Here is a 19,163-nt window from a genome sequence, read left to right as displayed (position 1 = left end):
GGGTTACCCGCCGCCGCGGTGGCCGGGGGCGGAGCGGGAACCCGGCTGCGTGAAGCGCGGCCGCCGACCCCGTGCGGGGCGGCTGCTCCGGTCTTCTCCGTTTCCTTACCCCGAATTTTCAACAAACTGTTGACGTGGTGTTTCGGACGAAGTTAGCTATCCGCAGCCCGTTCAGCACGAAGGCCGACACGGCCACGGAGGCTCCCGTGACTTCCACTTCCACGCCGCCGGGTCTGGCCCGGTTCAACGACCTGGAGGAGCCCGCGGCCTTCGCCGCACTCCACGAGGCGTGTGCCTCCACGGCATGGGCGAAGCGGTTGCTCGCCGCCCGGCCCTACGCCTCGGCCGAGGACCTGTACACGGCCAGCGACACCGCGACGGCCGAGCTGTCCGCCGAGGACCTCGCGGAGGCGATGGCCGGGCACCCGCCGATCGGCCGCCCCAAGCCCGGCGACCCGACCTCCGCCCGCGAACAGCGCGGCATGGCCGGCGCCTCCGAGGCACTCAAGGCGGAGATGCTCGAACTGAACCTGGCCTACCAGGAGAAGTTCGGCCATGTCTTCCTGATCTGCGCCACCGGCCGGACCGGCGAGCAGATGCGGGACGCGGTCAAGGAGCGGATCGGCAACACGCCGGAGCAGGAGCGGGAGATCGTCCGCACGGAACTGGGGAAGATCAACCGCATCCGACTGGCCCGACTCGTCGAAGAGGACGCCTGACACCATGAGCACCAGCAGCACCGCCTCCGTGTCCACGCACATCCTGGACACCTCCGTCGGCCGCCCCGCCGAGGGCGTCGCCGTCCACCTCTCCGCGCGCAGTGGAAGGTCCGCCCCTTACGGGCAGGGAGGGGACTGGCGGGCGCTCGGCGGATCGGTGACCGACGCCGACGGCCGGTGCAAGGACCTTCCGGCCCTGCCGGAGGGGACGACCCACGTACGGCTCGACTTCGCCGTCGAGCCGTACTTCGAGAAGAAGCAAGCCGATGCGCAGCAGGACGCCCCCGCGAATCGGGACAGCGGTGCCGCGGTGTTCTTCCCGGAGGTGGCGATCACGTTCGCCGTCGTGCCGGGCGAGCACTACCACGTGCCGCTGCTGCTCAACCCGTTCGGCTACTCCGTTTACCGAGGGAGCTAGCAGACAATGCCCACGATCCTGGGACAGAACCAGTACGGCAAGGCCGAGAACCGAGTCGTAAAGATCACGCGGGACGGCGCAACCCACCACATCAAGGACCTGAACGTCTCCGTGGCGCTGAGCGGCGACATGGACGACGTGCACTACTCCGGCTCGAACGCCAACTGCCTGCCGACCGACACCACCAAGAACACGGTGTACGCGTTCGCCAAGGAGCACGGCATCGAGTCCGCCGAGCAGTTCGGCATCCACCTCGCCCGGCACTTCGTCACCAGCCAGGAGCCGATCCACCGGGCGCGGATCCGCATCGAGGAGTACGCCTGGGAGCGGATCGAGACCTCCGACGCCAACAGCAAGTTCATCGGCGCCGACGAGGTCAAGCACTCCTTCGTGCGCAAGGGCCAGGAGACCCGCCTCACCCAGATCACCTTCGACGGCGAGAACTGGGAGATCATCTCCGGTCTGAAGGACCTGATCGTGATGAACTCGACCAACTCCGAGTTCTGGGGCTACGTCAAGGACAAGTACACGACCCTCCAGGAGGCGTACGACCGCATCCTGGCCACCCAGGTCTCCAGCCGCTGGCGGTTCAACTGGACCGACGACGAGCAGAAGATGCCCAACTGGGAGAAGTCCTACGAGCAGGTCAAGAAGCACATGCTCCAGGCCTTCGCCGAGACCTACTCGCTCTCGCTCCAGCAGACGCTGTACCAGATGGGCGCGCGGATCATCAACAACCGCAGCGAGATCGACGAGGTCCGCTTCTCCCTCCCGAACAAGCACCACTTCCTGGTGGACCTCGAGCCGTTCGGGTTGAAGAACGACAACGAGGTGTACTTCGCCGCGGACCGCCCCTACGGCCTGATCGAGGCCACCATCCTGCGGGACGGCTGCGAGGCCCGTATCCCGGTCGACATGACCAACCTCTGACGCGGGACGCGCGCCCCCGGTCCCGCCACCCGGACCGGGGGCCCGCAACACCGGAGGGAACACCATGGCACAGCCTGCAAGGGAGCCGGCGAAAGGCTCCTGTTCCACCCCGCCGGTGCACACCGAGGACGCCGTCACGTCCGTGCACCCGGTGGACGAGAAGCTCCACCCCTCGCGGCTCGTCCCCGCCGCGCTCCAGCACATCGCCGCCATGTACGCGGGCGTTGTCACTCCTCCGCTCATCATCGGCCAGGCCTGCGGACTCGACATCGCGGCCCGCACCCGGCTGATCGCCGCGTCGCTGCTCATCGCGGGCATCGCGACCCTCATCCAGACCATCGGCGTCAAGGGCTTCGTCGGCAACCGGCTGCCCTTCGTCAACGCCGCCTCCTCGGCCGGCATCGCCCCGATCCTCGCCATCGCCGAGACCAACGACCCCGGTCACCAACTCCCGGCCGTCTACGGCGCGGTGATGGTCGCCGGTGTGTTCTGCCTGGCGGTCGGACCGTTCTTCGGGCGGCTGCTGCGCTTCTTCCCGCCCCTGGTCACCGGCGTGGTGATCACCCTGATCGGTGTCACGCTGATGCCCGTGCCGGTGGGCTGGGCGCAGGGCGGCGACGCGACCGCGGCCGACTTCGGCGCCATGAAGTACCTCGCGCTCGCCGGATTCACCCTCGCCGTCATCCTCCTCGTGCAGCGCTTCGGCCGCGGCTTCCTCAAGCAGGTCGCCCTGCTGGTCGGTCTGCTCGTGGGCACCCTGGTCGCCATCCCCTTCGGCATGGCCGACTTCCAGGCCTTCACGTCCGCGCCGGTCGCCGCGCTGCCCGCACCGTTCGCCTTCGGCGCGCCCGAGTTCCAGCCCGCGGCGATCCTGTCGCTGTGCATCGTGATGCTGGTGCTGATGACCGAGTCGTCCGCCGGCATGCTCGCCCTCGGCGAAATCTGCGACCGCCGCGCGAACGCGCGGACCATCACCCGCGGCCTGCGCACCGACGGCATCGCCACCCTCGTCGGCCCGGTCTTCGGCGGCTTCCCCACCTCCGCCTTCGCACAGAACGTCGGTGTCGTCTCACTGACCCGGGTGCGCAGCCGCTACGTCGTCGCCGTCGCCGGTGCCACCCTGCTGGTCCTGGGCGCCTTCCCGGTGCTCGGCGCGGTGGTCTCCCTGGTCCCCATGCCGGTCCTCGGCGGCGCGGGCATCGTCCTGTTCGGCTCGATCGCCGTCAGCGGCATCCGCACCCTGGCGGAGGCGGGCCTGGACGACAGCTCCAACATCATCCTGGTGGCCGTCGCGCTCGGCGCCGGCATCATCCCGCTGGCCGCGCCCACCTTCTACGCCGGCTTCCCGGCCTGGGCGCAGACCGTGCTGGGCTCCGGGATCAGCGCCGGGGCGCTCGTCGCGGTCACCCTCAACCTGTTCTTCCACCATCTCGGCACCCGGGCCGGGCAACCGGCTCCGGCACTCAAATCCTCCTAGGGTCCTGCCGTGCCCTCCCCGTGGACACCCCCGCCGTCCGCGGCCGCCACCCAGAGACAAGGAAGAACCATGGCACCACCGGCAGCCCAGCGCATCGTCATCGAGAACTGCGCGATCGCCACCGTGGACGCGGACGACACCGAGTACGCCTCCGGGCACCTGGTCCTCGCCGGCAACCGGATCGAGTCGGTCGGCGCGGGCAAGGCACCCGAGGGGCTGGAGAACGTGGCCCGCCGGATCGACGCGAGCGGTCACCTGGCCACGCCCGGCCTGGTCAACACCCACCACCACTTCTACCAGTGGATCACCCGGGGCCTGGCCACCGACCACAACCTGTTCGACTGGCTCGTCGCGCTGTACCCGGTCTGGGCGCGCATCGACGAGCGGATGACGTACGCCGCCGCGCAGGGCTCCCTCGCCATGATGGCCCGCGGCGGTGTCACCACCGCCATGGACCACCACTACGTCTTCCCGCGGGGCTGCGGCGACCTGTCCGGGTCGATCATCCGGGCCGCCGCCGAGACCGGCGTACGGTTCACGCTGGCCCGCGGTTCGATGGACCGCGGCGAGAAGGACGGCGGACTGCCACCGGACTTCGCCGTCGAGACGCTGGAGGGCGCGCTCGCCGCCACCGAGGAGACCGTCAGGGAGCACCACGACGCCTCCTTCGACGCCATGACCCAGGTGGCGGTCGCCCCCTGCTCGCCGTTCTCCGTCTCCACCGAACTCATGCGCCAGGGCGCGGAGCTGGCGCGCCGCCTCGGCGTACGCCTGCACACCCACGGCTCGGAGACGGTGGAGGAGGAGAAGTTCTGCCACGAGCTGTTCGGGATGGGCCCGACGGACTACTTCGACTCCACCGGCTGGCTCGGCGAGGACGTGTGGATGGCGCACTGCGTCCACATGACCGACTCCGACATCGCCGCCTTCGCCCGCACCCGGACCGGTGTCGCCCACTGCCCGTCGTCCAACGCCCGCCTCGCCGCAGGCATCGCCCGCGTCCCCGACCTGCTGGCGGCGGGCGTCCCGGTCGGGCTGGGCGTCGACGGCACCGCGTCCAACGAGTCCGGTGAACTCCACACCGAGCTGCGCAACGCGCTGCTGATCAACCGCCTCGGCGCGCACCGCGAAGCGGCGCTGAACGCCCGCCAGGCGCTGCGCCTCGGCACCTACGGCGGCGCGCAGGTCCTCGGCCGGGCCGAGCAGATCGGCTCCCTGGAGCCGGGCAAGCTGGCCGACGTGGTGCTGTGGAAGATGGACACGCTCGCCCACGCCTCCATCGCCGACCCGGTGACCGCCCTCGTCCTCGGTGCCGCCGCCCCGGTCACCGCCTCCTTCGTGAACGGCCGGCAGATCGTCGACCACGGCCGTCTCGTCGCCGTCGACGAGGACGCCATCGCCCGCTCCACCCGCGAGGAGGCCCAGCGCCTGGCGCGCATCGCCGCACAGGGCTGATTCCCAGAACTCCCGGCCGAGAGGGACGGCTCCCGGCCGGGACCCGTGGATCCGAGCGGGATCCACGGCAGCCGTCTCCGGGGCGCGTGTGAACGCACGCGCCCCGGAACGGTCAACCGCACACCCGTCCCCAGCGCCACCCCCCAACGGTCCCGCACGACCAAGGGTCCCTCCCCAAGCTCTCGGCTGCGCTCGAGCGGGGAGGTACCCCATGCCCAACGCACCACCTCCCTGTACCCGCGTCAGAGCCGACGTGTAACCGACCGGAGGAGCCGCCGTGGCCGCTCAGCCCGATGCCGTACCGCCCGTATCCGCGAAAGACAGCGCCCAGGAACCCGGCGCACGCTCCGGCGTGCACCCCGTCGACGAGAAGCTCCCGCCCCTGAAGATGGCGACCACCGGCCTCCAGCACGTGGCCGCCATGTACGCGGGAGTCGTCGCCCCGCCCCTGATCGTCGGCGCGGCCATCGGCCTGTCCGGCACCGAACTCACCTTCCTCACCGGCGCCTGCCTCTTCACCGCGGGCCTCGCCACCTTCCTGCAGACCCTCGGCATCTGGAAGATCGGCGCCCGGCTGCCCTTCGTCAACGGCGTCACCTTCGCCGGTGTCGCCCCCATGACCGCGATCGTCGCCTCCACCGACGACAAGTCCGACGCGCTGCCGATCATCTTCGGCGCTGTCATCGTCGCCGGCGTCCTCGGCTTCTTCGCGTCCCCCTTCTTCAGCAAGGCGGTCCGCTTCTTCCCGCCGGTCGTCACCGGCACCGTGATCACCCTGATCGGCATCTCGCTGCTCCCCGTCGCCTTCGGCTGGGCACAAGGGTCCAGTCCCACCGCGGACGACTTCGGCTCCGCCACCAACCTGGGCCTGGCCGGGGTCACGCTGCTGATCGTGCTGCTGCTGCGCCGCTTCACCCACGGTTTCGTCAAGCAGATCGCCGTGCTGCTCGGCCTGGTCGCGGGCACGCTCATCGCGATCCCGCTGGGTGTGACGGACTTCAGCCCCGTCGCGGAGGCGGACATCGTCGGCTTCCCGACGCCGTTCCACTTCGGCGCCCCGCAGTTCCAGCTCGCCGCGATCCTGTCCATGTGCGTCGTCATGGTCGTGTCGATGACCGAGTCGACCGCCGACATGCTGGCCCTCGGTGAGATCGTCGACCGCCCGGCGGACGAGAGGACCATCGCGGCCGGCCTGCGCGCCGACACCCTCGGCTCGGCGATCAGCCCCCTGTTCAACGGCTTCATGTGCAGCGCCTTCGCGCAGAACATCGGCCTGGTCGCGATGACCCGGATCCGCAGCCGGTTCGTCGTCGCCGCCGGCGGTGGCTTCCTGGTGCTGATGGGCCTGTGCCCGATCGCCGCCTCGCTCATCGCCGTCGTCCCCCGGCCGGTCCTCGGCGGCGCGGGCGTGGTGCTGTTCGGCTCGGTCGCCGCGAGCGGCATCCAGACCCTGGTACGCGCGGGCCTGGACAAGGACAACAACGTGCTGATCGTGGCGGTCTCGCTGGCCGTCGGCATCATCCCGATCACCGCGCCGGAGTTCTACCACGCCTTCCCGGAGACCGCGAAGATCGTCCTGGACTCGGGCATCTCGACCGGCTGTGTCGCCGCGGTCCTGCTGAACTTCGTCTTCAACCACCTCGGCAAGGGCCACGACGACCAGGACGTCACCCACCCGATGGAAGCGGGAGAGGAGATCACCGGGGCGACGACCCGGGCCCCGGCCACGTCATGAGGCCGGCGGACGACTCCGCCTCTGCCAGCCTTCGCCGCGTCCGGCGTCTTCAGCGAACTGGGCGAGCGCGAGCGCCGGTTCGAGGCCCGCGCGGCGCAGCCGGTCGCGGTCCAGTCCGCTCGCCGCCGGCGCCTCCGGGACGAAGTCGTCACCCGTCGGCCGCGGTTCGTGGTGGACGGTCCGCCGCTCCGGGCCGGCGGGCACGGCCCGTCCCCGTCCAGGACCCCGGCGACCGCCGCGCCCAATCTCAGCAGGGAGTACGGTCCGGGGAGGGGGCCGTCGGCCTCGATGCCGACCGAGACGTACAGGCTGGGCCTGCCGCGTCATGCTGCACGACGGAGCGGCATCGCAGGCGGCGAGCCCAGCGCGCATCCGGTGTTCGGAGCCGGGCGAACGTCCGGCAGGGCCGGGCCGGGCCGACGGCAGCCGGCCGGTGAAGCAGGCGCCGGCACGGGACGCCCATGAGGCTGCGGAAGCCGGCGAGGCCTTCACCGGCGCGTGACCGTCAGAGGCCGAACAGCGCCGGATCGGCGGCCAGTTCCTTGAAGCGCTCGCGCGGGTCGGGGAGCAGCTTGCGGGCCTTCAGGTCCAGCAGTCCGCCGACCGCCTCGACCTCCGCGGCGACCGTGCCGTCGGCCTTGACGATGCGCTGCCGGATCCGGAAGGTCTTGCCCACGCCCCACTCGAACTCGCAGGTCACCTCGACCTCGTCGCCCGCGAGCAGCTCCCGCCGGTACCGGATCGTCGTCTCCAGCGCCACCGGGCCCACGCCCTCGGCCTGGAGGTCGGCCTGCCGGATGCCCGCCGCCTGGAGCAGGGACCAGCGGGCGTGCTCCGCGTAGTTGAGATAGACCGCCTGGTTCAGGTGGCCCTGGGTGTCGGTCTCGTACCCGCGGACGGTCACCGGCACGGAATACGGCTTGCTCACCATGTCCCCTTGTCTGGTCGACGTTCGTTCGACTGATCCTGGCACGCCCGCCCGCCTCCGCATCCGGGGCCCCTCACGCGCGCCGCGGGGAGGCCAGCAGATACCGGGCCCTGCTCCGCGGGTCCGTGTGCTCGCCGGTCTGCCAGCCGGCCCGCTCCAGGGTGACCGCGCAGGCCCGCAGCATCGCACCGTCCGGCCCGTGCACGGCGACGGCCTCCGGCTGCGGGGTGGCGCGCACCCGGTACCCCGGCGTGTCCGGCCCCTCGGGCGGGTGCCCGGCGGCCTCCAGGGCGAGGGCCGCGGCCCGCACCAGATGGCTCCGCTCCCAGCCGCAGGGCCGGTCCACCGCACCGCCCGGGTTGGTCATCCGGCGCAGCTCCAGCAGCCCCTGCCACGCGCTGTGCACCTCACGCATCCGCGCGGGCCCGCTGCCCGGCGCCTCCTCCTCGCCACCGACCCGGGCCGCGAACACCCCGGTGTCCCCGGTGTCCCCGGAGGCGGCGGACCGCGGCGGCGGGGGAGGCGCCGTGGGCCCGGCCTCCCGCAGCCGGTGTCCGGCCGGGGTGAGGAAGTGGTCGTGCGGCGGCCGCGGGTGCCGGAAGGCGAGCCCGCGCCGCACCAGTGCGGCGAGCTGCGCCTCGGTCCCGCGCAGCCGTCCGGTGACCGGATCGGCGGCGTCGATCACCCGCCGCTGGGCGGCGGAGGGCGGTCGGGTCACGGCGTGCTCCTTCCCGGCGCTGGGTCACTGCCCCACCGCTTCGAAGGCTACGACGAGGGTCTGACATTCCAGCCCGCGATCACCGGCCGTCCGTGCTCGGTGCCCAGCCGGCACAGCGTGCCCGTCGCCAGCTGGAAGAGCGCGCCGTCCGCCGGGGGCAGACCCAGCCGCCGCGCGGTCAGCACGCGCAGGAAGTGCCCGTGCGCGACGAGCACCACGCTCCCCTCGGTGTCGGCGAGCGCGGCGTCCACCTTGGCCAGCATCCGGTCCGCCCGCTCCCCGACCTGCTCGGGCGTCTCCCCGGGGTGGTCCGGCGGGCCGGGCGCGACCCCGTCCCGGAACAGGAACCAGCCGGGCCGCTCCCGCTGGATCTCGACGGTGGTGACGCCCTCGTAGGCCCCGTAGTCCCATTCCCGCAGGTCCGTGTCCAGCTGCACGTCATGCAGGCCGATGAGCTGTGCGGTCTCCCGCGCCCGCTGGAGCGGGCTGACGAACGCGGCCCCGATCCGGTGCGACCGCACCAGCGGCACCAGCCGTCGCGCCTCCTCCCGCCCCCGCTCGGTCAGCGGAACGTCCGTCAGGCCGGTGTGCCTCCCGGACCGCGACCACTCGGTCTGACCGTGCCGCACCAGAAAGAGATCACCCATGCGGCCAGGTTACGGGGCGTCAGCGGCCGGAGGCGTACGAGCGGGACCCGACCCCGAAGGACGCCCACCACCGGCAGGCGGCGGAGCCGGCACACGTCGCTGCGCACGAGGAGACGCCGGGGTCAGCCGGCGCGCTGGGTCGTCTCGTCCGCCTGGGCGGGCACGGCGGGCAGGGGGACGGTGCAGGAGGCGCAGCGCCGGGCCTGGGCGGGAACGGGGCTGAGGCATTCGGGGCAGTCCCGCTTGGGTGCCTGGACGTCGTGGTGCGGGGCGAGGCGTTCGTGCAGTTTGTTGATCGGCAGCACGACCAGGAAGTACAGGGCGGAGGCGAGGAGGAGGAAGCTGATCGCCGCGTTGATGAAGGCGCCGTAGGGGAACTCGGTGGCGCCCACGGTGAACGTCTTGCGGCTCATGTCGCCCGTGATGCCGGTGGCCAGTCCCACCAGCGGCGTCAGGAAGGCGCTCACGAAGCCGTTCACCACCGCGGTGAACGCCGCGCCGATGACGATACCGACGGCCAGGTCCACCACGTTGCCGCGCAGGATGAAGCTGCGGAAGCCCTTCACCTTCTCACTCCTCGAGGCGCTTCGACTTCGACGGCCGGACCCGAGGCGTGGGGACCGTCCTCCTCCCGGATGCCCGGCCACGCCTCACCGATGCCTCGGGGAAGCGGACGCCGGCGCTCGCAGCTGGGCGGGGGCGGCGAGGATGAGCCGGGCCTGTCCGCGCGCACCCGTACGTCGCGTGGTCCACGGCTCCGCCGTCACCTCTTCCGGAGGTCGTCTACGGGCAGCGCCCGTACAAGGGGGGGCGCCTCTCCTGCCGCGGGCTGTGACCGCTGAACGGTTCGTCGCCGACGGCCGGCGCGTGGCGGGTCAGACAGCTGCCCGGCCCGCATGGGGACAGTGCGGGTCAGCCGTGACGGTGGGAATGCGCATCCGGCGCAGGAGGTCCCGTGTGGTGCGCATGCTCAGCGTGCTGCGCCACGCGAGCCCCGGGTGGCGGGAGCGCAGGTGCGAGAGCGCCCGGGTGCCCAGCCCGGTGCTGCGGAAGCGCTCGTCGAGGGTCATGGCGGTGATGACACCTTGGGCGCAGTGCGTGCAGACCCGATAGTGGACCTGGCCGACGACCTGGCGGACGTGGACGAGGAGCAGGCATTCCTCGCCGGGCCCGGAGTGGTCCGGGATGTGCGTGGACAGGAACTCGATCGCCCGGTAGGCAAGGATCCGGCGGCGCAGGCGGCCGGTGATCCGGCCTCGGCGTGAGTGCCTGGCGCCGCCCTGGACGGGTGGCGGCGTCCGGGCTGCGGCGGGTGCCGGGCTGGACAGAGTGCTCGTGGGACGCGCATGTTGTCCGTGCATGAGCTTCGTGTGCCCACAGCAGCGGGCCCTACCCACCCACGGTGTGTCACGGTGCGGTGGGCGGGGAGGGCTGATGGGGGCATGAGGCAGGCGAACGACTGCGGCACGGTCCCCGACACCAGCCGTGGCAGCCCCGCTGCGGACCGGGGACAGCCGCTGCCGCGCAGTGGCCGTCCCCACGGGGTCCGCGGGGGTGGGATTCGCCCAAGTGCGCGCCTCGTCTGGCATGCGCCGTCGATCACCCTGAGCCTGAGTTCGGCGCCCTGCGCCTGCAGGGACGCGTACGCCTGGGAGGGTTCAGATGTCTCAACGCAACACGGTCATGCGCAGTTTGCATGACATCGGCCTGGCGGCTTGGTTCGGGGGCTCTCTCATGGGGGCCGTCGGGTTGAACGGAGCGACGCGCAACGCGGTGAAGGAGCCGGTCCTCGCCTCGCGGATCGCCAGCGCCGGCTGGGCCGCCTGGGCCCCGGCGAACGCGGCCGCGGTCGCCGCCCATCTGGTGGGCGGCGCCGGCCTGCTGGGCGCCAACAGCGCCCGTGTGGCGTACCAGCGCGGTGTGGGCGCCTCCACCCTCGCCAAGACGGTCCTCACCGGAGCCGCGCTCGCCGCCACCGCCTACAGCCGAGCCCTGGGGAAGAAGATCGAGCTCGCCTCGTCCCCGGACCCGGAGGACCGGGGGGCGGCCGCGGACCACCCGGTGGAACTGGAGCAGGCGCAGCGCCACCTCGCGATGCTGCAGTGGGCCGTGCCGGCGCTGACGGCAGGGGTCCTGGTACTCAATGCCCTGCACGGAGAGCAGCAGCGCCCTGAGGAGCAGAGGCAGGGGATGCTGCGCCGGGCCGCCTCGCCCCGTGCCATGGCCGGGGGCACCCGTCCGGCGGCCGTACGCCGGCACGCCCCCTCGGCGACGGGGCGTTGCTGAGTTCTCCGGCCGGGCCGGGGGAAGCCTCGCCGGCCCGACCCTTCGGCTTGTCCGGCACCCACCGCCGCAGGCCCACCGCGAGTTGCCCGTCGGCCAGTGGACGCCCGGTCCGCTGTCCGCGACCGACACACCACTCACCCAAGGAGAGACGCCATGCCCAGAGCTGCCACGACCAAGGTGACGCAACCCCTCACGGACGACAGCATCAAGGTGCGCCAACTCAGCCACTACCAGTTCAGCTGGGTTGCCGGTGAGCCCGCTGCCCAAGGCACCTTCACCCTGCAGCTCGTACTCGACGAAGGCGCCTGGGAAGAGGTACTGACCGTCGACGTCGACGACGCCGACGTCCTCCAGGACCTCCTGCGCGACACACCGACCGTGCACTACGACGTCAGCCGTCGCACGCTGATGTTCGGCGTCACCGCCGTGGGCACCTGAACGGCAGCGCCCGCCGACAGGCCGGCTTCCACCTCGCCGTGCCCGCACCGCCCGCCCGCCCGGGTCGGGACTCGGCGAGGCGCGGCGCTCCGCCCCGGGAGGGGAAGGCGGGCAGGCGCAGGCGCCTGCCCGCCGGCTCAGCGCCCGCATATGACAGGGCTGCGTCCGTGCCCCCGCCGGGGCCCGCCGGCTCCCACGTACCGGGGGATGGACCCGGAAAGGACCGCAGGATCCGGGGAAGCCCAGCGGAGGCGCGGACGCCTCCGTCTCGGCCGCTCCGGGAGCAAGAGGGCCGGCTATTGCCGGTATCCGCTCAGGAACCGCCCGATCCGGCCGATCGCCGCCTCCAGGTCGTCCGCGTGCGGGAGCGTGAGGATGCGGAAGTGGTCGGGGGCGGGCCAGTTGAAGCCGGTGCCCTGGACGACCTGGATCTTCTCGCGCAGCAGCAGGTCGAGGACGAACTTCTCGTCGTCGTGGATCCGATGGACCTTGGGGTCGAGGCGGGGGAAGGCGTAGAGCGCGCCCTTGGGCTTCACGCAGGACACGCCGGGGATCTCGTTCAGCTTCTCCCACGCCACGTCGCGCTGCTCGCGCAGGCGCCCGCCGGGCGCGGTGAGGTCGGCGATGGACTGGCGGCCGCCGAGCGCCGCCTGGATGGCGTACTGGGCGGGGACGTTGGCGCACAGCCGCATGGAGGCCAGCATGGTCAGGCCCTCCAGGTAGTCCTTGGCGTGCTGCTTCGGCCCCGACACCACCAGCCAGCCGGAGCGGAAGCCCGCCACCCGGTAGGTCTTCGACAGGCCGCAGAAGGTGAGGACCACGAGGTCGGGGGCGAGGGCGGCGGCCGAGTGGTGGACGGCGTCGTCGTAGAGGATCTGGTCGTAGATCTCGTCGGCGAAGACCATCAGGCCGTGCCGCCGGGCGAGGTCGAGGATGCCCTCGACGATCTCCTTGGGATAGACCGCTCCGGTGGGGTTGTTGGGGTTGATGATGACGACCGCCTTCGTGCGGTCGGTGATCTTCGACTCCATGTCGGCGAGGTCCGGGTACCACTCGGCCTGCTCGTCGCACAGGTAGTGGACCGCCTTGCCGCCCGCGAGGGTCGTCACCGCCGTCCAGAGGGGGAAGTCCGGGGCGGGGATCAGGATCTCGTCGCCGTCCTCGATCAGCGCCTGGACGGCCATCGACACCAGCTCGGAGACGCCGTTGCCCAGGAAGACGTCGTCGACGTCCACCTCCAGGCCGAGCGTCTGGTAGCGCTGGGCGACCGCGCGGCGGGCGGATAGGACGCCCCGCGAGTCGGTGTAGCCGTGCGCCCGCGGCAGCATCCGGATCATGTCCTGGAGGATTTCCTCGGGCGCCTCGAAGCCGAACAGGGCCGGGTTGCCGGTGTTCAGGCGCAGCACGCTGTGCCCCGCCTCCTCCAGCGCGTTGGCGTGCTCGATCACCGGGCCGCGGATCTCGTAACAGACCTCGCTGAGCTTGCTCGACTGCCGGAACTCCATGCGCCCCTCCAGGTAACCAGTGTTACTTGGTTTTACCAAGTGGCCGCTTGGAAAGTCCAACAACTTGTCTAGACTGCGTCGCATGCCACCTCGCCGAAGCTACGACCAGTACTGCTCCGCCGCCCGCGCGCTCGACGTCGTCGGCGACCGCTGGACCCTGCTGATCGTCCGTGAGCTGCTGGCCGGCCCCCGCCGCTACACCGACCTGCACGCGGACCTCCCCGGCGTCAGCACGGACGTCCTCGCCTCACGGCTGAAGGACATGGAGCGCGACGGGCTGGCCACCAGGCGCCGGCTGCCGCCGCCCGGCGCCGCCCACGTCTACGAACTCACCCCGCGCGGACGCGGGCTGCTGCCCGTGCTCCAGGCCCTCGGCGCCTGGGGGCAGGACCGACTCGGCGAGCGGCAGCCCACCGACGCGGTGCGCGCCCACTGGTTCGCGCTGCCGCTGCTGCGGGCGCTGGACGGTCAGGGGCTCGTCCAGGTGAGCCTGGAGGAAGGTCAGTTCCACCTGTTCGTCGGTGCGCAGGACGGACCGTTGTACGGCGACGGGCCCGCGCCCGGTGAGCCCGACGCGCGGCTCGTCCTGGACACCGGCGCCTGCACGGCCATCGCCCGCGGCGAACTGAGCCTGGCCGACGCGGTGCGGGACGGCCGGGTCACCGTGACCGGCGACGGGACGATCGCCAAGGCCCTCACGGCGTGACGGGGTGACGAAGGCCCGCGTGACGGGGTGACGAAGGCCCGCGTGACGGCATGACGAAGGCCCGCGTCACGGCGACGCGGGCCTCCTGCAGCGGGTCAGCCTTCCGAGCAGGTCAGGCGCTCGGCGGCACCCGCGAGGGCCGTCCCGAGCCGCGGGTGAGCGCGTATCCGCCGATGCCCGCCAGCGCGGCGAGCAGCCCGCCCACCGCCGTCCACACCCAGCGGTCGGACCACCAGCCGGATGCCCAGCCGTCCTCCGGCTCGATGCTCGACAGCACGGCCGAGGTGTCCTCCTGGTCGCTCGCCGCGGACGCCGTCGCGCTCCCCGGCACCAGCGGCTCGGCCAGCCGGCCGTCCACCGCCGCCGCCCCGCCCATGTCCTCGGCGTCCACCCGCACCTCGGCGCCGACCGGCAGCCCCAGGTCACCGGTGGGCAGGCCGACGGCGGTGAGCCGGACGTAGTACGTGCCGGGCAGCGGGTCGTTCGCCCACGGCTCCGACCAGGCCCGCACCGTGCGCAGTACACAGGCCAGTTCCACGCTGCCCGCGTCCGCCGCGGCGGTGCGTGTCTGCGCGCCCCACTGGCAGGCCTGACGGCGGCGCAGACCGTCGTAGACGTCGAGCTGCCAGGTCTCCGCGGCGTGCGCCTTCGGCAGCTTCACCGTGGCCCGGACGGTGGGCCGCTGTCCGGCGTCCGCCGGGAACGACCAGTACAGGTAGTCGCCCGCGGAGCCCTCCGCCGTGGCGGTCTGCCCCTGGCCGATCTCGGCCGCCGTGCGGAAGGACGTGCCCGCCGCGGCCGGCGCGGACGCCGCCGTCGGGTCGTCGTCCGCCGCCGCGGGGCCCGCGGTCAGACCGAGCAGCAGCAGCGCCGTGCCCAGCGCCTTGGAGATACGCATCAGTTGGTCCTCCAGACCGCGATCCGCCAGCGCGACACCCAGCCCCACAGCAGACCCGCGAGGAATCCGGCGAGGATCAGCGCGCCCAGCAGCCACCAGCCGCGCCCCAGGCCGAAGGCGGCCACGTCGTCCGCGTCGCTCGGCCCGTCCACCACGTCCAGGGTCAGCTCCAGCGGCAGACCGGGGGTGGTCTTCACCCCGGGGGCGGGGGAGAAGGAGGTGGTCACCTTGAGGCAGACGGCCTCCGCCGGAGCGTCCTCGTCGTCGGTCTCGGGCTTCGGGTAGCGCAGGCCCGTGGAGATCACATCCGTACGGCCGTGGCCCGCCGCCTCGCCGCGCACGATCTCCCGGCCGTGCACGGTCACCGCGCGGAGCAGCACCCCGTAGCCGGGGCTCACCTCGCGGTCGGCGGACACGCTCACCGAGGCGCGCAGCTCCTGGCCCGGCCGTACGTCCACCCGGTACCAGCGCTCCTGCCCGAACTCCTCACGGTCGGTGTACAGGCCGGACTCCAGCGTCGGCGCCTCGGCGCACTCCGTGCCGCCCTCGGTGGCCACCGGCGTGACCACCGGGTCCGCTGCCCGGTCCACCAACTGGTTGACCCGGTCGGTGAGTTCGTCGGTGTGCTCGACCGAGGTGTAGGTGCCGCCGGTCGCCTCCGCGATACAGCTGAGCTGCTGCCGCATCCTGGTGTTGGGCACCAGACCGAGGGTGTCGATGGTCAGCCCGATCCCCTTCGCGGCGATCTCGCGGGCCACCTCGCACGGGTCGAGCGGGGCGCAGGTGTCCTCGCCGTCGCTGATCAGCACGATCCGCTTGGAGCCGGTGCCGCCGTCCAGGTCGTCGGCGGCCTTCAGCAGCGCCGGGCCGATCGGCGTCCAGCCGGTCGGCACCAGGGTGGCGACGGCCGCCTTGGCCTCGGTGCGGTCCAGCGGCCCGACCGGATACAGCTGCGCGGTGTCCCGGCAGCCCCTCTTCTGGTCGTCACCGGGGTAGTTGGCGCCCAGCGTGCGGATGCCGAGCTGGACGTCCTCCGGCGTGGCGTCCAGTACCTCGTTGAACGCCTGCTTGGCCGCGGCCATCCGGGACTGGCCGTCGATGTCGCGGGCCCGCATCGAACCGCTCACGTCCAGCACCAGGTTGACCTTGGGCTGCCGGGCCGTGGTCTCGTCGGCGAGCGCCGTGGACGGCCACGCGAGCCCGGCCGTCAGCACGGCGAGCAGGGCTCCGGCCCCTGCCGCCAGCCGTCTTCTTGTGATCATCGGCGGATCTTATGGAGTAAGCGCGCCGGGCTCCAAAACGGAGCGTCACACCAGCGGATTGGGCAGCTCCGTCCACTGGTCGCCGGGCGTCCCCGGCGACAGCCGCATCAGCGTCAGCGCCTTCACCGGCAGTGGCCGGCCGGTCAGCGCCGCCCGGTCCGGGGTGTCCGGCAGATCCCGTACGGCGGCCTCCAGCGCGGCCCGCAGCCCCGCCGCCGAGCCCGCCGTCCCGGCCAGCGCCCCGCACACCAGGGAACCGAACAGCTTGCGCCGCAGGGCCGTCACGTCGTCGGTGAGGATGCGTTCCGGCAGCTCCCGCGGCCGGAGCCCGTGCCGGGCCAGCCGGGCCGGGCTGACCCGGATGTCGGCGAGGTCGCGGTAGACCAGCCGCAGCGGTGCGCCGGTCGCCGAGAGCACCACCAGCAGGTTCTGGCCGTGCGCCTCCAGCGCCACCCCCAGCTCCAGCAGCCGCAGCCCGACGGCGAGCGCCAGCCGGGCGAACGCGGCGAGCCAGTCCGGATCGCGGGCCAGACCGGTCAGGGGCAGCGCGGCCACCGGCACCACCCGTTCCCCCGCCGCCGCGTACACCTGCGGGGACTCGCGCAGCACGGCCGCCAGATCCGGCGAGCCGTCCGTGACCGCGCCCAGCGTCCGCGTGACGTGCAGCCGGTCGTCCGCCAGCTCCTCGGCGAACTCGGACAGGGCCGTCGCGGCGGCCACCGACCCCACCGAGATGTCCCGCACCGACGACGTCAGCCGGGCGCTCAGCGCCGTCTTCACATGCGGCCCGCCGGGCAGCGCGAGGGTGCGCAGGGACATCAGCGGATGACCGGTGAGCCGTTCCTCGCACGGCCGCTTCAGCACATGCGCCGCCTGCCACGGATGCACCGGCACCAGCAGCCGCCCCCCGTCGCGCAGTTCGGCGGGCCAGCGGCCCGTCACCACACACGCCTCACCCGGCACCGGCACCAGGCCGAGACCCACCAGCGGCCGGTGCTCGGGCGCGTACGCCAACTGCTCGGCCACCGAGAAACCGGGCCGGGACCGGCAGCCCGGGTGGTACGGGTGCCCGTCCACCACCCGCTGCTCCCACTCCCAGTCCCGCGCCGGGGGCCCCTGCGGACCGGCCGGCTGCCCGGCCCGGGAGAGCGCCAACGAGGCGACGCTGTGCCCGAGTTCCCGGGCGAGGTCCGCGCCGTGCGGCACGCGCAGCTCCGTCATCAGCCGGGCCGGATCCCCGTACCGCGTCCCGTCGAGCCCCACCTCGGTGACGTACCCGGCGGTCGCGAACGGGTCCGGCTCCGGGCCGTGCAGCCGGCGGCCGTCCCGCAGCCGCAGCAGCCGGCCCTCCCCGGCCGCCTCCCGGCGCTCGATCCACGGCAGCGGCTCATGCGTGAGGGCACGCCACAGCCGGGTCAGCACCGCGGCCCGGGCGCCCGGGAGTTCGGCCCCGTACCGTGCGGCGAGGTCCGGGCGCAGGGCGGCCAGCTCGGCGGCGACCTCGGCCTCGGCGGTGGGGGAACGGTACACGGGCGGGTCCTCCGTACGGGTAGCGGGAAAGGGGCGGTCACGCCGGGGCGTGACGGCGGGGATACTGATCGTCTCCGGGAGAACCGTAGGCAAACTCCATCAGACCGTAGGAGCGAGTGGACCGCGTGGACCTCATCCCCCCGCCCGCCGACCGTGACGCCGCCGCACGCGACGTCGCCGCACGGGCCGACGCGTACGCCGCCGCGCCGCTGCTCAACTGCCTGCTGCGCGAGGTCGGCCGGCCGGTCGCGGGCCGGGCCGGAGTCCACCTCCTGCCCGGCTGCGGGAAGCTGCTGCGCGTCCGCGGCGGCCGGCGGCCCGCCGCGCCCGAGGTGCACACCGACGGCGGCTGGCGCCGCCTCGGCCACGCCGGACTCGTCGAGCTGGTCGCCGAGGAGCTGCGCCGGCACACCGGGCTGTCCAACCACGACCTGCCCGCCGAGATCGCCGACAGCCGCGACACCGTCGCCGCCCTGCTCACCGCCCGCGACCGCGCCACCCCGCCCGGCGACCCGTATCTGCGCTCCGAGCAGTGCCTGCTCACCGGCCACCCCCACCACCCGGCGCCCAAGGCGCGCGGCGGCGGCCCGGCGGCCGGCTGGCTGCCGTACGCCCCCGAGGCGCACGCACGCTTCCCGCTGACCCTGCTCGGGGTGCGCGAGGACACCGTCGTCGAGGAGGGCGACCCCTCCGCCCTGGACACTCTCGGCACGGCCCCGCCCGGCTACCGGCTGCTGCCCGCCCACCCCTGGCAGCTCGACCTCGCGGGCGGGCGGCTCGCCGCCGCCTTCGCCGACGGGCGGCTGATCCGGCTCGGCGAGAGTGCGTTCGACACCTGGCCGACGGCCGCGATCCGCACCGTCCACGCCCCCGAGCGGGACCTGTTCCTGAAGTTCAGCCTCGATGTGCGCATCACCAACGACATCCGCCGGCTGTGGCGGCACGACCTGCTGAAGCTCACCCGCACCGACACCGCCGTCCGCACCGCCTTCGCCGGCCTCGACGGGCCCGCCGCGTGGCTCTCCGACCGCGGCTACCGCACCGCCGGCTTCGCCTTCGAGGAACTGGCCGTGCTGGTCCGCGACGGCCTGCGCGACCACCTGCTGCCCGGCGCGACGCCCTATCTGGCCGCCGGACTCGTCGAGGGCTTCGCCGGCAGTCCCCTGAACGCGCCGGCCGACCCGGCGGCCTGGTGGGAGGCGTACCTCGCCCAGGTCGTGCCGCCCGCCCTGACCGTCTTCGCCGAGCACGGCGTCGTCCTGGAGGCCCACCTCCAGAACTGCCTGATCGCCTGCGACGGCGACGGCATGCCCGTCCAGGCCCTCTTCCGGGACGCCGAAGGCGTGAAGCTGCTCCCCGCCGTGGACCGCGCGGCGGGCTGGGAGCGGCTGGTGTACTGCCTGGTCGTCAACCACCTGCTCGAACTGGCCGAGGCCCTCGCCGAACACCACCCCGGCCTCGACCCGTGGCCCGCCGTCCGCCGCGAGCTGGCCCGGCACGACCTGCCGGAG

At 72.9% G+C, this 19,163-nt stretch carries 20 protein-coding genes; 10 read left to right on the top strand and 10 right to left on the bottom strand.

Going from position 1 to position 19,163, the window contains the following annotated elements:
* Positions 1-206: 206 nt before the first annotated feature.
* The 6 genes from uraD to CCN42_RS06585 all read left to right on the top strand — a co-directional run bounded on the left by uraD (position 207) and on the right by CCN42_RS06585 (position 6,734).
* The gene (uraD, locus tag CCN42_RS06610) at positions 207-719 is read left to right on the top strand and encodes a 2-oxo-4-hydroxy-4-carboxy-5-ureidoimidazoline decarboxylase (RefSeq protein WP_086733690.1); all 513 of its coding nucleotides are present in this window, start codon (positions 207-209) and stop codon (positions 717-719) included.
* A gap of 4 nt (positions 720-723) precedes the next feature.
* Positions 724-1,137 (top strand): hydroxyisourate hydrolase, encoded by a 414-nt coding sequence (gene uraH / locus CCN42_RS06605; protein ID WP_086169457.1) that lies wholly within the window; start codon positions 724-726, stop codon positions 1,135-1,137.
* A gap of 6 nt (positions 1,138-1,143) precedes the next feature.
* Positions 1,144-2,067: a factor-independent urate hydroxylase gene (pucL, locus tag CCN42_RS06600; protein WP_086733688.1), complete on the top strand. Its 924-nt coding sequence runs from the start codon at positions 1,144-1,146 to the stop codon at positions 2,065-2,067.
* Between the two features lie 64 nt (positions 2,068-2,131).
* Positions 2,132-3,544: a nucleobase:cation symporter-2 family protein gene (locus CCN42_RS06595; protein ID WP_086733686.1), complete on the top strand. Its 1,413-nt coding sequence runs from the start codon at positions 2,132-2,134 to the stop codon at positions 3,542-3,544.
* A 69-nt stretch (positions 3,545-3,613) separates the two neighbouring features.
* Positions 3,614-4,999: an 8-oxoguanine deaminase gene (locus CCN42_RS06590; RefSeq protein ID WP_086733684.1), complete on the top strand. Its 1,386-nt coding sequence runs from the start codon at positions 3,614-3,616 to the stop codon at positions 4,997-4,999.
* Positions 5,000-5,387: 388 nt separating this feature from the next.
* The gene (locus CCN42_RS06585; protein WP_086733696.1) at positions 5,388-6,734 is read left to right on the top strand and encodes a nucleobase:cation symporter-2 family protein; all 1,347 of its coding nucleotides are present in this window, start codon (positions 5,388-5,390) and stop codon (positions 6,732-6,734) included.
* On the opposite strand, the gene CCN42_RS06580 is transcribed toward CCN42_RS06585, so the two are convergent.
* The 6 genes from CCN42_RS06580 to CCN42_RS06555 all read right to left on the bottom strand — a co-directional run bounded on the left by CCN42_RS06580 (position 6,729) and on the right by CCN42_RS06555 (position 10,388).
* A complete protein-coding gene (locus CCN42_RS06580) occupies positions 6,729-6,938 on the bottom strand; it encodes a hypothetical protein (RefSeq protein ID WP_086733682.1) in 210 nt (69 codons plus the stop codon). The genes CCN42_RS06585 and CCN42_RS06580 overlap by 6 nt on opposite strands.
* A gap of 301 nt (positions 6,939-7,239) precedes the next feature.
* Positions 7,240-7,662, bottom strand: a complete 423-nt coding sequence (locus CCN42_RS06575) for an acyl-CoA thioesterase (RefSeq protein WP_086173232.1) — start codon at positions 7,660-7,662, stop codon at positions 7,240-7,242.
* Between the two features lie 73 nt (positions 7,663-7,735).
* Entirely contained in the window at positions 7,736-8,380 is a 645-nt protein-coding gene (locus CCN42_RS06570; RefSeq protein WP_086733680.1) for a hypothetical protein, read from the bottom strand.
* 47 nt (positions 8,381-8,427) lie between these two features.
* On the bottom strand, positions 8,428-9,027 hold the full coding sequence (locus tag CCN42_RS06565; RefSeq protein WP_086733678.1) for a histidine phosphatase family protein: 600 nt from the start codon (positions 9,025-9,027) through the stop codon (positions 8,428-8,430).
* A gap of 122 nt (positions 9,028-9,149) precedes the next feature.
* Positions 9,150-9,593 (bottom strand): large conductance mechanosensitive channel protein MscL, encoded by a 444-nt coding sequence (gene mscL, locus CCN42_RS06560; protein ID WP_086173227.1) that lies wholly within the window; start codon positions 9,591-9,593, stop codon positions 9,150-9,152.
* Positions 9,594-9,902: 309 nt separating this feature from the next.
* Complete coding sequence (locus tag CCN42_RS06555) at positions 9,903-10,388, bottom strand: hypothetical protein (RefSeq protein WP_245877174.1); 486 nt, start codon at positions 10,386-10,388, stop codon at positions 9,903-9,905.
* 301 nt (positions 10,389-10,689) lie between these two features.
* On the opposite strand from CCN42_RS06555, the gene CCN42_RS06550 reads away from it, so the two are divergent.
* Entirely contained in the window at positions 10,690-11,313 is a 624-nt protein-coding gene (locus tag CCN42_RS06550; RefSeq protein ID WP_086733676.1) for a hypothetical protein, read from the top strand.
* A gap of 153 nt (positions 11,314-11,466) precedes the next feature.
* A complete protein-coding gene (locus CCN42_RS06545) occupies positions 11,467-11,751 on the top strand; it encodes a hypothetical protein (protein ID WP_086733674.1) in 285 nt (94 codons plus the stop codon).
* A 296-nt stretch (positions 11,752-12,047) separates the two neighbouring features.
* On the opposite strand, the gene CCN42_RS06540 is transcribed toward CCN42_RS06545, so the two are convergent.
* Complete coding sequence (locus tag CCN42_RS06540; protein WP_086733672.1) at positions 12,048-13,256, bottom strand: pyridoxal phosphate-dependent aminotransferase; 1,209 nt, start codon at positions 13,254-13,256, stop codon at positions 12,048-12,050.
* An 82-nt stretch (positions 13,257-13,338) separates the two neighbouring features.
* On the opposite strand from CCN42_RS06540, the gene CCN42_RS06535 reads away from it, so the two are divergent.
* Positions 13,339-13,962 (top strand): winged helix-turn-helix transcriptional regulator, encoded by a 624-nt coding sequence (locus CCN42_RS06535; protein WP_086733670.1) that lies wholly within the window; start codon positions 13,339-13,341, stop codon positions 13,960-13,962.
* Positions 13,963-14,074: 112 nt separating this feature from the next.
* Here the strand turns inward: CCN42_RS06535 and CCN42_RS06530 are convergent, their stop codons facing one another.
* From CCN42_RS06530 to CCN42_RS06520, 3 genes are read right to left on the bottom strand one after another with little or no spacing between them, the layout of a single operon-like run.
* Positions 14,075-14,860, bottom strand: coding sequence for a hypothetical protein (locus tag CCN42_RS06530; RefSeq protein ID WP_086733692.1), 786 nt, complete (start codon positions 14,858-14,860; stop codon positions 14,075-14,077).
* Positions 14,860-16,122, bottom strand: a complete 1,263-nt coding sequence (locus CCN42_RS06525) for a VWA domain-containing protein (RefSeq protein WP_086733668.1) — start codon at positions 16,120-16,122, stop codon at positions 14,860-14,862. Before CCN42_RS06525 ends, CCN42_RS06530 begins: the two co-directional genes overlap by 1 nt.
* Before the next feature lie 45 nt (positions 16,123-16,167).
* On the bottom strand, positions 16,168-17,652 hold the full coding sequence (locus CCN42_RS06520; RefSeq protein WP_086733666.1) for an IucA/IucC family protein: 1,485 nt from the start codon (positions 17,650-17,652) through the stop codon (positions 16,168-16,170).
* A 116-nt stretch (positions 17,653-17,768) separates the two neighbouring features.
* On the opposite strand from CCN42_RS06520, the gene CCN42_RS06515 reads away from it, so the two are divergent.
* Positions 17,769-19,163: IucA/IucC family protein (locus CCN42_RS06515; RefSeq protein ID WP_086733664.1), on the top strand; the 1,395-nt coding region annotated here is incomplete at its 3' end.

Source organism: Streptomyces glaucescens, assembly GCF_002154375.1.
Lineage (GTDB): Bacteria > Actinomycetota > Actinomycetes > Streptomycetales > Streptomycetaceae > Streptomyces > Streptomyces glaucescens.
Note: the sequence above shows the minus strand (reverse complement) of the source record. Positions and strands in the feature narration are given on the sequence as shown.

Excerpts from the sequence above, each read along its gene's own strand:
- CCN42_RS06550 (WP_086733676.1), top strand. The coding sequence starts at position 10,690 with ATGTCTCAACGCAACACGGTCATGCGCAGTTTGCATGACATCGGCCTG.
- CCN42_RS06530 (WP_086733692.1), bottom strand. The coding sequence starts at position 14,860 with ATGCGTATCTCCAAGGCGCTGGGCACGGCGCTGCTGCTGCTCGGTCTG.
- CCN42_RS06590 (WP_086733684.1), top strand. The coding sequence starts at position 3,614 with ATGGCACCACCGGCAGCCCAGCGCATCGTCATCGAGAACTGCGCGATC.
- pucL (WP_086733688.1), top strand. The coding sequence starts at position 1,144 with ATGCCCACGATCCTGGGACAGAACCAGTACGGCAAGGCCGAGAACCGA.
- CCN42_RS06565 (WP_086733678.1), bottom strand. The coding sequence starts at position 9,027 with ATGGGTGATCTCTTTCTGGTGCGGCACGGTCAGACCGAGTGGTCGCGG.
- CCN42_RS06535 (WP_086733670.1), top strand. The coding sequence starts at position 13,339 with ATGCCACCTCGCCGAAGCTACGACCAGTACTGCTCCGCCGCCCGCGCG.
- CCN42_RS06595 (WP_086733686.1), top strand. The coding sequence starts at position 2,132 with ATGGCACAGCCTGCAAGGGAGCCGGCGAAAGGCTCCTGTTCCACCCCG.
- CCN42_RS06555 (WP_245877174.1), bottom strand. The coding sequence starts at position 10,388 with ATGCACGGACAACATGCGCGTCCCACGAGCACTCTGTCCAGCCCGGCA.
- uraH (WP_086169457.1), top strand. The coding sequence starts at position 724 with ATGAGCACCAGCAGCACCGCCTCCGTGTCCACGCACATCCTGGACACC.
- CCN42_RS06540 (WP_086733672.1), bottom strand. The coding sequence starts at position 13,256 with ATGGAGTTCCGGCAGTCGAGCAAGCTCAGCGAGGTCTGTTACGAGATC.
- CCN42_RS06585 (WP_086733696.1), top strand. The coding sequence starts at position 5,388 with ATGGCGACCACCGGCCTCCAGCACGTGGCCGCCATGTACGCGGGAGTC.
- CCN42_RS06525 (WP_086733668.1), bottom strand. The coding sequence starts at position 16,122 with ATGATCACAAGAAGACGGCTGGCGGCAGGGGCCGGAGCCCTGCTCGCC.
- CCN42_RS06545 (WP_086733674.1), top strand. The coding sequence starts at position 11,467 with ATGCCCAGAGCTGCCACGACCAAGGTGACGCAACCCCTCACGGACGAC.